The organism is Streptomyces sp. NPDC050738 (genome assembly GCF_040654175.1).
Lineage (GTDB): Bacteria > Actinomycetota > Actinomycetes > Streptomycetales > Streptomycetaceae > Streptomyces.
Map to the genome: position 1 here is coordinate 766,090 of NZ_JBFAHN010000001.1, position 13,032 is coordinate 779,121.

The 13,032-nt window shown below is 69.1% G+C and carries 15 protein-coding genes and 1 tRNA gene; 3 read left to right on the forward strand and 13 right to left on the reverse strand.

Features of this window, described 5'->3' with window-relative positions; all coding sequences use genetic code 11:
• The first annotated feature begins 214 nt into the window (after positions 1-214).
• Together AB0H78_RS03765 and AB0H78_RS03770 are read left to right on the forward strand one after the other, a co-directional pair.
• Positions 215-922, forward strand: a complete 708-nt coding sequence (locus tag AB0H78_RS03765; protein ID WP_363232585.1) for an ANTAR domain-containing protein — start codon at positions 215-217, stop codon at positions 920-922.
• Positions 923-950: 28 nt separating this feature from the next.
• On the forward strand, positions 951-1,688 hold the full coding sequence (locus AB0H78_RS03770) for a GAF and ANTAR domain-containing protein (RefSeq protein ID WP_363232586.1): 738 nt from the start codon (positions 951-953) through the stop codon (positions 1,686-1,688).
• A gap of 13 nt (positions 1,689-1,701) precedes the next feature.
• On the opposite strand, the gene AB0H78_RS03775 is transcribed toward AB0H78_RS03770, so the two are convergent.
• The 4 genes from AB0H78_RS03775 to AB0H78_RS03790 form a co-directional block, all read right to left on the reverse strand.
• Positions 1,702-2,163, reverse strand: coding sequence for a PPOX class F420-dependent oxidoreductase (locus AB0H78_RS03775; RefSeq protein WP_363232587.1), 462 nt, complete (start codon positions 2,161-2,163; stop codon positions 1,702-1,704).
• Between the two features lie 24 nt (positions 2,164-2,187).
• On the reverse strand, positions 2,188-3,006 hold the full coding sequence (locus AB0H78_RS03780; RefSeq protein WP_363232588.1) for a YceI family protein: 819 nt from the start codon (positions 3,004-3,006) through the stop codon (positions 2,188-2,190).
• Positions 3,007-3,118: 112 nt separating this feature from the next.
• On the reverse strand, positions 3,119-5,602 hold the full coding sequence (locus AB0H78_RS03785) for an MFS transporter (RefSeq protein ID WP_363232589.1): 2,484 nt from the start codon (positions 5,600-5,602) through the stop codon (positions 3,119-3,121).
• A gap of 17 nt (positions 5,603-5,619) precedes the next feature.
• On the reverse strand, positions 5,620-6,066 hold the full coding sequence (locus tag AB0H78_RS03790) for a MarR family transcriptional regulator (protein WP_363232590.1): 447 nt from the start codon (positions 6,064-6,066) through the stop codon (positions 5,620-5,622).
• 190 nt (positions 6,067-6,256) lie between these two features.
• Here AB0H78_RS03790 and AB0H78_RS03795 point away from each other — a divergent pair, with 190 nt between their 5' ends.
• Entirely contained in the window at positions 6,257-6,481 is a 225-nt protein-coding gene (locus AB0H78_RS03795; RefSeq protein ID WP_363232591.1) for a hypothetical protein, read from the forward strand.
• Between the two features lie 4 nt (positions 6,482-6,485).
• Here AB0H78_RS03795 and AB0H78_RS03800 read toward each other — a convergent pair whose 3' ends face one another.
• The 9 genes from AB0H78_RS03800 to AB0H78_RS03840 form a co-directional block, all read right to left on the reverse strand.
• On the reverse strand, positions 6,486-7,250 hold the full coding sequence (locus AB0H78_RS03800) for a hypothetical protein (protein ID WP_363232592.1): 765 nt from the start codon (positions 7,248-7,250) through the stop codon (positions 6,486-6,488).
• Between the two features lie 75 nt (positions 7,251-7,325).
• Entirely contained in the window at positions 7,326-8,198 is an 873-nt protein-coding gene (locus tag AB0H78_RS03805; RefSeq protein ID WP_363232593.1) for an RNA polymerase sigma factor SigF, read from the reverse strand.
• A gap of 211 nt (positions 8,199-8,409) precedes the next feature.
• Complete coding sequence (locus tag AB0H78_RS03810) at positions 8,410-9,240, reverse strand: RNA polymerase sigma factor SigF (RefSeq protein ID WP_363232594.1); 831 nt, start codon at positions 9,238-9,240, stop codon at positions 8,410-8,412.
• Between the two features lie 169 nt (positions 9,241-9,409).
• Positions 9,410-9,703 carry a Dabb family protein gene (locus AB0H78_RS03815; RefSeq protein WP_363232595.1) on the reverse strand — a complete coding sequence of 98 codons (294 nt, stop codon included), beginning with the start codon at positions 9,701-9,703 and terminating at the stop codon, positions 9,410-9,412.
• An 18-nt stretch (positions 9,704-9,721) separates the two neighbouring features.
• Positions 9,722-9,877: a hypothetical protein gene (locus AB0H78_RS03820; protein ID WP_363232596.1), complete on the reverse strand. Its 156-nt coding sequence runs from the start codon at positions 9,875-9,877 to the stop codon at positions 9,722-9,724.
• A 323-nt stretch (positions 9,878-10,200) separates the two neighbouring features.
• Positions 10,201-11,538 (reverse strand): LCP family protein, encoded by a 1,338-nt coding sequence (locus AB0H78_RS03825; RefSeq protein ID WP_363232709.1) that lies wholly within the window; start codon positions 11,536-11,538, stop codon positions 10,201-10,203.
• A gap of 285 nt (positions 11,539-11,823) precedes the next feature.
• Positions 11,824-11,908: transfer RNA gene (locus tag AB0H78_RS03830), tRNA-Ser, on the reverse strand.
• A gap of 81 nt (positions 11,909-11,989) precedes the next feature.
• Positions 11,990-12,454, reverse strand: coding sequence for a tRNA adenosine(34) deaminase TadA (tadA, locus tag AB0H78_RS03835; protein WP_363232597.1), 465 nt, complete (start codon positions 12,452-12,454; stop codon positions 11,990-11,992).
• Between the two features lie 2 nt (positions 12,455-12,456).
• Complete coding sequence (locus AB0H78_RS03840) at positions 12,457-12,990, reverse strand: hypothetical protein (protein ID WP_363232710.1); 534 nt, start codon at positions 12,988-12,990, stop codon at positions 12,457-12,459.
• Positions 12,991-13,032 lie beyond the last annotated feature (42 nt).

Genomic DNA, 13,032 nt, shown 5'->3' on the forward strand with positions numbered 1-13,032 from the left:
GCACCTGACCTCAACAGGGAGTGTCCAAAGAGCCGCTTCCTGACCCGGAACCCCATTCCAGCACCCCCCACCCCTGCCAGGCCAGTCTTGCCGCCAACTGCGTCAGCGCACGACAGATGCGGATAGAATCCGGTCGTCCTTGCTCGCAGTCGGGAATGTGCTGCGGAGCTCTTGTGCCCACGGCTGTACGCCGTGCACGCCGAAGAGGTTCGTGGTGTATCCGTCCGACATTCCCCAAGTCCCCCCTGCGCCCGACGATTTCCGGCTGGCCGAAGCCCTCGCCGACGCCGCGGTCGCGCTCTACGCCGCTCAGGGCCGCGCGGAGACCGCCCGCACGGCGGTGCGTCTGGCCCGGGAGACGGTCGAAGGCGCCGAGCGCGCCGGACTCTCGCTCGTCGAAGAGGGCGGTCTGATCAGCCCTGAAGCCTGGACGCACGAATCGGTGCGCGCCTTCGAAACGATCTCCGGAGCGGTCGGCCACCGCACCCACTGGGACGAGCTCTGGGCGGTCCCGATCGCCCGCGTAGACGACACAGCGGAGTGCGCGGGCTGTGCCCACGCGCTGGAGGCCACCGGTCTGCGCGCGCTCCTGCTGCTCCGCATCCGTACGCACCGTCGCCGGTTCAGCGTCCTGACCCTCGCCTCGCACACTCCGTACGCCTTCGACGACACGGCGGTCCGCACCGCCAGGCTGCTCTCCACCCACATCGGAGTCGCCCTGCAGTCCGCGACGGTTCTCGAACAACTGACCGAGGCGCTGGAGACGCGTGACGTGATCGGGCAGGCGACCGGCATCCTCATGGAGCAGCTGAACATCGGCCCCACGACCGCCTTCGAGCGCCTGGTGAAGGCCTCCCAGCAGGCCAACGTCAAGGTCAGGGACATCGCCCTGCGCATCGTCGGAGCTGCGGCCCCCGACTGAATCGCCTGTCCCGGGGCACCCGCACGTCATGGCTCACCACCAGGACGGACTCGACATCAGCTCGCTCCACGCGGCTTTCACCGAGTGGCGCGGCCTGGACGCATTCCTCCAGGAACTGACCGAACGCGCGGTACGGGCGGTCGGCGGCGCCGACGCGTGCAGCGTCACCATGCACCGCGACGGACTGCTCGTCACGGCGGCCGGCAGCGACGCGGAGGCGCTCAAGCTGGACCGTCTGCAGTACGAGGCCGACGCGGGCCCGTGCGTCTGCAGCCTCCGCGAGGGCCGCGAGCAGTACGTACGCGACATGACCGCCGAGAACCGCTGGTCCCCGTACCCCGAGCAGGCCGCCGACTTCGGGATCCGCTCGGTCCTGGCCGCCCCGCTCAAGGTCAACTCGACCACGCTGGGCGCCCTCAACCTCTACGCCCACCACCCCCGCGCCTTCGAAGAGCACGAGGGATCCATCGGGCGCCTCGCCGACCAGGCGGCAGGGGCGGTCGCGGTGGCCGCCCGTATCGACGAGGAGCGCATCGCCATCGAGGACCTGCGCGCCGCGATGCTCTCGCGCTCCGTCATCGACCAGGCGATCGGCATCGTCATGGCCCGCCGCGGCTGCCCGGAGGAGGAGGCCCTGGCCACCCTGCGCAAGGCCTCCCAGCACCGCAACATCAAACTCCGCGACCTCTGCCGCGAGCTGGTCCACCACACGGGCGGCACCCCGCCGGCCCCGGGCGGCTTCGCCCGCCGTACGGCCAGGAACTAACCGAGCCGCGCAGCTAGCCCAGCCGCGCCGGGAAGCCGCCCGTGGCGATCGGACTCCACCGCTCCGGGGTGATCCGGATGATCGACTTGCCCTGCTTGACCATCGCCTCCCGGTATTCGTCCCAGTCCGGGTGCTCCCCGGAGATGTTCCGGAAGTACTCCACCAGCGGCTCCACCGACTCCGGGGAGTCGACGACCTCCGCCGACCCGTCGATCTGCACCCACGGCCCGTTCCACTCGTCCGACAGGACGATCACGCTGACACGTTCGTCGCGCCTGGCGTTACGGGTCTTGGCGCGCTCGGGGTACGTGGAGACCACGATCCGCCCCGCGTCGTCGACCCCGCAGGTCAGCGGGGAGCCCTGGGGGCGGCCGTCGGCGCGGGTGGTCAGCAGGATCGCGCGGTGCCGTGGCCGTACGAACTCCAGCAACTCGGCCATGTCGACAGCGGTGTTGCTCGCAATATTGGGTGCCATACCCACACGATAGGCCCGCTCGCCTCACGCCACCGGCAGTGAATCCCCCTGCACGGCCTGGATGTCGAGCTCCACCTTCAGCGTGGTGCCGATCGCCGAGATCCCCGCCTGCACGACCTGGTTGTAGTTCATCGCGAAGTCGTCGCGGCGCAGGTCGGCGGTGGCGCGGAAGGCGGCGCGGGTGCCGCCCCACGGGTCGGGTCCCGTACCCAAGTAGCTCAGATCCAGGTCGACTTCGCGTACGACCCCGTGCAGCGACAGCTCGCCGTGCACCGTCCAGCGGTCGGGCCCGGCCGGTGTGACGCCCGTCGAGCGGTAGGTGATCTCCGGGAAGCGCTCCACGTCCAGGAAGTCCGCGGACTTCAGGTGGCCGTCGCGCATGCCGTTGCCCGTGTCGATCGAGCCGGCCTCGATGACGGCCTCGACGTGCGACTTCTCGACGTCCTCGGCGATCTCGATCCGCCCCGAGAAGGCGGTGAAGCGGCCGTGCACGCTGGAGATCCCCAGGTGCTGGGCGACCGCGCCGACCGAGGAGTGCGCCGGGTCCAGCGTCCACGTGCCGGGCGGGGGCAGCTCCACGCCGCCCTGCCGGGCCAGGACCACGGTGCCCGCGTCCGCGCGGCCGCTCGCCGTGACGATGACGGTCGAGGCGACCGGCGCGTAGCCGACGGCGGTCACGATCAGCGTGTACGGACCCGGGGGCAGCGGCGTCGTGTCGAGCACCGTGCCGTCCTCGTCGGCGGCCGCCCGCACCACCTGGCTGCCGGTCATGTCGGTCACGGTCACCACCGCATGCTGCACGGCCCAGCCGTCCCGGGTCCGTACCTGTGCGCGAAGTCCCATCCCGTAACTCTCCTTGCGATCAAAGCTGTGCCAGAAATGCAAAACCCCGGACGGTGGTGGACACGGGCCGTCCCCTGTCCGTGTCCACCACCGTCCGGGGTGGCTGTGCGAACTACTCGCCCGGGTGGGCGAGTTCGATGTCATGCCCGTCGACACCGCGTCCTGCGACGCTCAACGAGCCGGCGACCGGCGGGTATCCGGTCGCGATGACCGTGTACTCGCCCGTGGTGAGGTCGGCGAAGGCGTACGCCCCGTCGTCCCCGGTGGTTGCCGATGCGACGACGTTCCCTGCAGCGTCCACGAGAGTGACCCGCGCGTCGGGCAGCGGACGCCGGTCGGCTCCGCCGCGTACGACACCCTGGACGAGCGCCCCGGACTGGAGCAGTGCCTCGATACGGGTGACGCCCTGGCCGCCGATCTCCACCGGCAGTGCGAGGGGCCGGTGGCCGGCCGCGTTGACCGCGATCGTCACCGAGCCCGGGACCAGGTCACCGAAGGTGAACTCGCCCTGCTCGCCCGACTTTCCGGTGGCCAGCACATCGCCGCGGACATCCGCGACGACGACCATCGCGCCCTCGATCGGGGCACCGCCCTCGGCCGCCTTGACGACGCCGGCGAGGCCGCTCGTACCCGACAGAAGGATGTCGTAGTGCAGCTCGTCGCCGCTCACGACGACCGTCGAGGCCTGCGGCTGGAAACCGTCGGCCGAGGCGATCAGGACGTACGATCCCGCGCCCGGCGCACCGACCGCGTAGCCGCCGTCGCCCTGGGCCATCGCACGGCCCAACTGCCGCCCGGCGAGCGAGATCAGGGTCACCGCGGCCCCGCCGACGGCTGCGCCTTCGGCAGCGCGGACGATGCCGCGGATCGGGGTGGAGTCGGAATCGGGTTCGGATACGGACTGCATCGGCATCGTCTCCTCGGCCTGCGGGGCCTGCACGGCCTTCTCGACAGAAACGGCGGGCGCGGGAACAGCGGCGGCCGCAACGGCCGCGGCCGGCTCCTCCTTCTCGCTCACCGCACGGGTCCTGAGCGCGACCTCCTTGATGAACAGCGTCAGCAGGAGGGCGACCAGGGCGCAGGGCGCCGCGATCAGGAAGACATCGGCCACCCCGTGTCCGTACGCGCTCTCGATGACCGTGCGCAGCGGGGCGGGCAGCAGCTTCAGGTCGGGGATGGCGCCGCTGGACAGGGCGCCGGAACCGGTGCCGCCGCCCTGCGGGCCGAGATCCGCGAGGCCGTCCTTGACGTAGTGCGTGACCCGGTTGGCCATGATCGCGCCGAGCGCCGAGACACCGACCGCACCACCGAGGGAGCGGAAGAAGGTGACGGTGGACGAGGCCGAGCCGAGGTCCTCGGGGGCGACCTGGTTCTGCGTGGCGAGGACCAGGTTCTGCATCATCATGCCGATGCCGAGACCCATCAGCGCCATGAAGATCGCGAGGTGCCAGTACGGGGTGTCGTAGCGCATCGTGGAGAGCAGACCCAGGCCCGCGGTCAGCAGCACGCCGCCGCTGACCAGCCAGACCTTCCAGCGGCCCGTCTTGGTGATGAACTGCCCCGAGACGGTCGAGGAGATGAACAGTCCGCCGATCATGGGGATCGTCATCACACCGGACATCGTCGGCGAATCGCCGCGCGCCAGCTGGAAGTACTGGCTGAAGAAGACGGTGCCGGTGAACATGCCGACGCCGACGAAGAGCGAGGCGATCGAGGCGAGAGTGATCGTCTTGTTGCGGAAGAGCCGCAGCGGGATGATCGGTTCCTTGGCCTTGGACTCGACCAGGACGAAGAGCAGCCCGAGGACGACGGACCCGCCGACCATGGCGTACGTCTGCCACGAGACCCAGTCGTACTTGTCGCCCGCGAAGGTCACCCAGACCAGCAGCAGCGAGACGGCCGCGGCGACGAAGAACGCGCCGCCCCAGTCGACCTTGACGTCGCGCTTGGTGACCGGGAGCTTCAGGGTCTTCTGGAGCACGATCAGCGCGATGATGGCGAACGGGACGCCGACGTAGAAGCACCAGCGCCAGCCGAGCCAGCTGGTGTCGGTGATCACACCGCCGAGCAGCGGACCGCCGACGGTCGCGACTGCGAAGGTCGCGCCGAGGTAGCCGCTGTAACGGCCGCGCTCGCGCGGGGAGATCATCGCGGCCATCACGATCTGCGCGAGGGCGGAGAGACCGCCGACGCCGATGCCCTGGACGACACGGCAGGCGATGAGCATGCCGGAGTTCTGCGAGAGTCCGGCGGCGGCCGAGCCCAGGACGTAGATGATGAGCGCTATCTGGACGAGCAGCTTCTTGCTGAACAGGTCGGAGAGCTTGCCCCACAGCGGGGTGGTCGCCGTCATCGCGAGCAGGGACGCGGTGACGACCCAGGTGTACGAGGACTGGCTGCCGTGCAGGTCGGAGACGATCCTGGGCAGAGCGTTGGTGACGATCGTCGACGACAGGATCGCGACGAACATGCCGAGCAGCAGCCCGGACAGTGCCTCCATGATCTGCCGGTGAGTCATCGGTTCGCCGTCGGGAGTGTGATGGCTCCCGTGCTTGGCGTGACCGGCCCGCACACCGGCTGGTGTGGTCGTAGCCATGAAATTCCTTGTCTGTACTAAGCGGATGTACGGGTGTGCTTGCAGTCGAAGCTGTGGCGCAGGCGCGCCAGCATCACGGCGAGCTCTCCGACTTCGTCGTCGGACCAGTCGTCCAGGGTGTGGGCGAGGGCGTCGATGGACCGCTGATTGAGGTCCTCGAGCATGTCCTCGCCGGCGGGGGTGAGCCGCAGGATGCGGGAGCGCTTGTCGGCGGGGTCCGGGGACCGCTCGATCCAGCCGCGCTCCGCGACGTGGGCCACATGCCGGCTGGTCACCGACATGTCCACGGCGAGCAGCTCGGCGAGCTTGCTCATGCGCATTTCTCCGTGCCGGCTGATGAGGGTGAGTACGGCGGCTGATCCTGACGGGCACTGGGCCGGGAGGATCCGGGCGAGACCGCGCTTCACGGCGCCGATGGCGCTGAGCTGACGGGCCAGTTCCTCGTACTGACTCTGCGCTGCCACGACACCCCCACACCTTGTTGCTTAAGGCAACCGTAAAGGCTGTTGGTTGCTGCAGGCAAATTAAATGGGGCCGGGAAAGGCAAAAGAACACCAAAGGATTTGCAAGTGTGAGGTCAATGAGGTGCGGGCCTTGTGAGCGCCCGAGCCCAGGGGTTGGGCAGGCCCCACAGGTTCGCTAGGGTCCTGCTTCATGGCACACAACCCCCAAGCGCCCCAAGGCCCCGAGGGCAACTACGACCCGGCGGGCTCCACCCAGATGTTCCGCGCCTTCGTCGACGAGGGTGCGCCGCAGCAGGCCCAGCGCTCGCAGCCGGCGGCGGCACCGCAGCAGTCCGGCTCGAAGACGGGGCTGATCATCGGCGTCGTCGTGGTGATCGTGGTCCTGGCGGCGGTCGCCTGGCTCGCGCTCGGTTAAGGAATCACTTCCAGCTGACGGTGACCGCTCGGGTGTCGATGTGCATGCCGAGCGGTACCCGCCAGGAGTCCACACACACCGTGTACGTCTTCGCCTTCGCCGCCCCCGCGGCGATCGGCCCCGGCAGTGGCTGGTCGGACTCGATGGTCGCCCAGTCCACGCCCAGCGCCCCGATGATGTGCGTCGCGAAGGTGGCCGTGCCCGAACTCACCGGTGAGCCACCGGTGTTGCTGAACCGCACGGTCACCTTTTCGCACCACCGCTGACTCGCGTCGGCGAGCTCCGGGGCGGAAACGCTGAGGATGGCGGGGCCTGCGGGCTGCGAGGGCGCGCTGGTGCCGGGCGCGGAGGGGCCGCTGCCCCCTGTGGACCCCGATGCGGACCCCGATGCGGATCCGGACCCCGGTCCGGCCCCGGACGTGGCACCCGTACTGCTGCCCGCGGACGGCTTTCCCGTCGAGCCACCGGTATCGGTACCGGCCCCCGGCCCCGCCCCTGAGTCCGACCCCGACCCCGACCCCGGCCCCGATCCGGGCGTCTTGCCGGCCCCGCCCGGCGTACCGGACGCGTTCTTCCCGTCGAGCGGTACGAGGACGACCTTGCCCGTGGGCGGCACGGCCCCGGTGGGCTCGTCGCCGGGCCCCGACCCCACCGCACCGACCGCCACGTACCCGCTGGCGCTGCCCCCGCCGCAGGCGGCGAGGAGCCCGCCGAGGCAGAGGGTGGCAGCGGATGCGGCAAGGACCGCGTGCAGCTGTTGGCGTCGCATGGCGCCAGTGTGTCTGACGCCCCGTCAATTAGGAACCCCGAAGCGGAAGCAACCCCCGCCCCGGGGCTCGGCCCGCTAGTCGCCGATCAGGCCCTCTCGCAGCTGCGACAGCGTCCGCGTGAGCAGTCGCGAGACATGCATCTGCGAGATGCCGACCTCTTCGCCGATCTGCGACTGCGTCATGTTCGCGAAGAACCTCAGCATGATGATCTGGCGCTCGCGCGGCTGCAGTTTGGCCAGCAGCGGCTTCAGCGACTCGCGGTACTCGACACCCTCCAGCGCCGTGTCCTCGTAGCCGAGACGGTCGGCCAGGGACCCCTCGCCGCCGTCGTCCTCGGGCGAGGGCGAGTCCAGCGAAGAGGCGGTGTACGCGTTGCCCACCGCGAGGCCGTCGACGACGTCCTCCTCGGACACGCCCAGTACGACGGCGAGTTCGGGCACGGTCGGCGAGCGGTCCAGCTTCTGGGCGAGCTCGTCGCTCGCCTTCGTCAGCGCGAGCCGCAGCTCCTGCAGACGACGCGGCACCCGCACCGACCACGACGTGTCGCGGAAGAAGCGCTTGATCTCGCCGACGACCGTCGGCATCGCGAACGTCGGGAATTCCACGCCGCGTTCGCAGTCGAAGCGGTCGATCGCCTTGATCAGACCGATCGTTCCGACCTGGACGATGTCTTCCATCGGCTCGTTGCGGCTGCGGAAGCGCGCCGCGGCATAGCGCACCAGCGGCAGATTGAGCTCGATCAGCGTGTCCCGTACGTACGTCCGCTCCGGGCAGTCCGCGTCGAGGGTGGCAAGCCTCAGGAACAGGGAGCGGGACAGAGTGCGGGTGTCGATGGCGCCGGTGCTCGGCAACTCCGAGCTGCTGAGCGCCTGCTGCTGCTTCTGCTGCTGCGCGGGCTCGGGCTTCGTGAGCGTGAGCACCTTCGAGCTGCCCTGTTCTACGGACATGCCACCCCCTTGAGGTCGCGGACGGTCGCGGCGGACGCTCCCGTCGGAGGAACGCAGCCACCACCTGAATACCGGAGGAGTGACCACGGCAAACTCGGTTCCAGCAGAATGTCACATGTCGGCAACACGCTGTAGCGCCAAGTCGACATATCTGCGCAGGAAAGAGGGGGTGTGGGGCTTTTCGGCGATTGTCCCGGATCACTCGATCCGGTTATGCCTCGATCCTGTTTGCGGATCGAAGTCGCGCGAAGCTTCTGGCCAGCAGTCTTGACACATGCATCTGGGAAACGCCCAATTCCTGGCTGATCTGCGACTGCGTCAGATTGCTGTAGTAGCGCAGCATCAGGATCCGCTGTTCGCGCTCGGGCAGCTGTACGAGCAGATGCCGGACCAGGTCCCGGTGTTCGACCCCGGCGAGCGCCGGATCCTCGAAGCCGAGCCGGTCGAGCAGCCCCGGCATCCCCTCGCCCTCCTGGGCGGCTTCGAGCGACTGTGCGTGGTACGAACGCCCGGCCTCGATGCATGCCAGTACGTCGTCCTCGGAGATCTTCAGCCGGTCGGCGATCTCCGCCGTCGTGGGCGACCGCCCGTGCATCGTCGTGAGGTCCTCGGTGGCCCCGGTGACCTGCACCCAGAGCTCGTGCAGCCGCCGCGGCACATGCACGGTCCGTACGTTGTCCCGGAAGTAGCGCTTGATCTCGCCGACGACGGTCGGCATCGCGAAGGTCGGGAACTGCACCCCGCGGTCCGGGTCGAACCGGTCGATGGCGTTGATCAGGCCGATCGTGCCGACCTGGACGACGTCCTCCATCGGCTCGTTGCGGCTGCGGAACCGGGCGGCGGCGTACCGCACCAGCGGGATGTTCGCCTCGATGAGCGCCCCGCGCACCCGTGAGTGCTCCGGGCTCCCCGGCTCCAGCACCTTGAGCTGGCCGAAGAGCACCTGCGTCAGGGCCCTGGTGTCGGCGCCCCGGCTCCGTGCGGGGGTGGTGGGTGCGGGCTCGGTCTGGAGCGGCACCTCGGGCGCAGTACTGGCCGGCACGGTCAACGCCACCCCTTAATCGGTCAATTCATCCGTCAAAAGCGGTCATAGCATCACAAGACATGTCCACTGTGTGCAAGCACCGCATAACGTCGTGTTGAAGGCGAGTTGGGGCGTAGATATGCAAAAAACCCCGCCCGGTAGGGGCGGGGGCCTGCTGTGCGAGGGGTCAGAACGGGTAGTCGGCGATCACCCACGTGGCGAACTCGCGCCACTGTCCTGCGGCCTCCTGGTGGGCCGGGTGCTCGATGTAGCGCTTCAGCGCATCGGCGTCCGCCACCGCGGAGTTGATCGCGAAGTCATAGGCGATGGGCCGCTCGGTGATGTTCCACGCGCACTCCCAGAACTCGACCTCGTCGATCAGGTCCCCGAGCTCGGCGAAGGCCTTCGCGCCGGCGACCGCGCGCGGGTCGTCGCGCCCGACGCCCTCGTTGAGCTTGAAGAGGACCAGATGGCGGATCACAAGGACTCCTTAGCGGGTTCAGCTCACCAGTTCTGTCATGAACTGGCCGACGCCTTTTGCGGCGTTTGATACGCCTTCGAACCCTACCTGCACGAGATCAGCTGATCTGGCTGGAGAAGTGATGATCGTATAGAGGACGAAGACAACGAGAATATAGAGAATGATCTTCTTCACTGGCACTGCTCAGCCCTGCCCTCCCTGCGGTCCCCTTGCTGCAGTCGCGAGAGTCTATCCGTACACACCCTTTAGGGACCAAGGACCCATGGATCAAGGCCCTTTGCCGTACGGGGCAACGTCCTGCCGGGGGCAGGATTGATCCCGAGCCCGGCGGATCTGGCAGGAATGCGCGGGGCTCCATGGAACAGGGCCTCACTGCGGGGCTCGTGCCGCATCGCTTCCCCCCTGACTGCGGCCGGGCTTGTAGGTCCCGTTCTCGTCGGGGGAAGCGGCTTGTCCCCCCGATGCCGCTTCCCCCGTCCTACTCTTCTTTTTGCGCCTCAGCCATACGTCAGGTTCGAGCAGGGGTTGTCGTCCGCCGAGCGGGCCTTGTCCGATGCGGCGGGCGCGGGTGTCGTGCCGTACGACTGGCCGAGCACCAGACTCAGCCCCGCCCCCGTGGTCGCCTCCAGACGCGCGTCCGGGAAGAGCGAGGCCACCTTCTTGGCCCGGTCCCGCTGGCCGGGACCGTACTCGACCAGCGTCGTGGCGTGATTCTGGCTGCGCGCCGTGGCGACCGATTCCACGGTGAACCCCGATGTCCTCAGCGTGACCGCCGCCTTCGCCGCGAGTCCCTTGGTGAGCGTGCCGTTGTAGACGGCGACGGTGATGCCGGTGCCCGACACGGCGGTTGCGGGGGGCGGCGAGGCGGTCGCCGAGGGGGATGCGGCACCCAGCGGGCGGTCCGCCTTCAGTGAGGCCCACAGCCGGTCGGCGTCCGGTTCCACGACGGCGACGCGCTCGCCCTCGTAACGCCAGGGAATCGTCACGAACTTGGTGTTGTGCAGATCGATGCCCTTCATGGACATCGCGAAGGAGATCATCTTGTCCGCCGAGCCGAGGCCGGGGTCGACGGTCATCGACTTCGTCGCCGCGTTGGCGAGGGGGAGGAGCGTGGTGGGGTTCAGTCCCTTGCTCTTGACCTTCTTGATGAGTGCGGCGACGAAGGCCTGCTGGCGCTTGATGCGGCCGATGTCGGAGCCGTCCCCGATGCCGTGCCTCAACCGGACGTAGTCCAGGGCCTGTTGGCCGGACACGTTCTGCAGCCCGGCGGGGAACAGCAGCTCGCCGCGCGATCCCCGGTTCGGGCTGAGATCGCCCTGGTAGATGTCCTTGGGCAGACAGACCTGCACGCCGCCGACCGCCGATGTCATCTTCGCGAACCCCTCGAAGTCGACGACGACGGTGTGGTCCACGCGCAGACCCGTCAGCTTCTCGACGGTGTTCTGCGTGCAGGCCGGGTTCCCCTTCTCCGTCTCGCCCACCGAGAAGGCCGAGTTGAACATGGTGTCCGGCGCCTCCTCGGTCCACTTCCCGTCGGGCAGTCGGCACGGCGGTACGTCGACGAGCGTGTCCCGGGGCACGGACACGGCGACGGCGTGCCTCCCGTCCCCGTACACATGCAGCAGGAACGCGGTGTCCGAGCGTCCGATGTCGCCCTCCCCGCCGCCCAGTCCCTTGTTGCCTCCGGCACGTGAGTCCGAGCCGATGACCAGGACGTTGCTGCCCGACGCGTTCCCCGGTGGCCGGTCACCCGAAATGCCGTCCGCCCCGAAGGTGTTGATGTTCCCGCCGAGCCGGAGATAGACCCATCCGGCGCCCGAGACGAGAAGCACCATGAACGCCAGCGTCGCCGTCGATACGGTCCCCGCCCGGCTGCGCCCGCGCACCGGCGTCCCCTTGTGGCTGCGTGCCGCCACGGCTTACCCCTTCGGTCAACGACGTACTGACCGCCGCCGCCCCGCAGTTGATGCTGCCGGTACGACCGCGCCCCACATGCCTACCGTATGGCCGGGCTGGTCCCGAATGTGGGCATTGGCGCACAACGGGGTGGCAGAGAAGCCGGAAGAAGCCGGGAACAAGTCAGGGCCCCGGGTCGAAACCCGGGGCCCTGCTCTCAAGAGCGGTAGCGGAGGGATTTGAACCCTCGGTGAGTTTCCCCACACTCGCTTTCGAGGCGAGCTCCTTCGGCCGCTCGGACACGCTACCGAGAGAGAGCTTAGCCCAAGGTGGGCCGTGCTCTGAAATCGGTATCGGGCCCCGGCGGATCCCCTGTGGATCAGCGGTCCGTCAGCGGTCGCGGAAGAACGCCGTCAGCTGTGCCGAGCACTCCTCGCCCCGTACGCCGTGGATGACCTCGGGCCGGTGGTTGAGCCTCCGGTCGCGTACGAGATCCCACAGCGACCCCGCCGCACCCGCCTTCTCGTCCAGCGCCCCGAAGACCACCCGGTCCACCCGCGCCTGCACGAGCGCACCCGCGCACATCACGCACGGCTCCAGTGTCACCACCAGCGTGCAGCCGGTCAGCCGCCACGCGCCGAGCTTCTCGGCTGCCCGCCGGAGCGCCAGGACCTCGGCGTGCGCGGTCGGGTCGCCGGTGACCTCGCGTTCATTGTGGCCGGTGGCCACGAGCGTGCCGTCCGGAGCGAGCAGCACCGCGCCGACCGGCACGTCGCCGGCCCGCGCGGCCGCTGCCGCCTCGTCCAGGGCCAGGCCCATGGGCCCGGTCCAGGGGTCGCGCAGAGGGTCGTTCATCTCTATCGGACGGTCTCCAGGACTTCCGCGGCGCCCAGGGCCTCGGCGACCTCGGCGAGCGCGTCCGTACCGAGCGAGAGCAGTGCTTTCTCCTCCAGGCCCAGGTCGGCCAGGATCGTGATGTCGCCGAGCGGGCCCGCCGGCACGGCGTCCCCCTCGTCGACGGCCGCGTCCTCGCCGACCTCCTCATCGGGCTCGCCGTCCTCCGTGCCGTCGAGGTCGACGAGTTCTTCCAGTGCGTCGGGATCGGCCGGATCCCGGCCGAGCAGTTCGTCGGTGAGCAGGATCTCCCCGTACGAGGAGCGGCTGGCGGCGGCCGCGTCCGAGACGTAGATACGCGGGTCCTCCTCGCCGTCGATGCGGACGACGCCGAACCAGGCGTCCTCCTGTTCGATGACGACGAGCACCGTGTCCTCGTCCACCGAGGCCTCTCGGGCCAGGTCTGTCAGGTCCGACAGGGCTTCGACATTGTCGAGCTCCGTGTCGCTCGCTTCCCACCCGTCTTCGGTGCGCGCGAGCAGTGCGGCGAAGTACACCGTGACTCTCCCACTGGTCATAGGTGTGCGGTCGATTGGGCG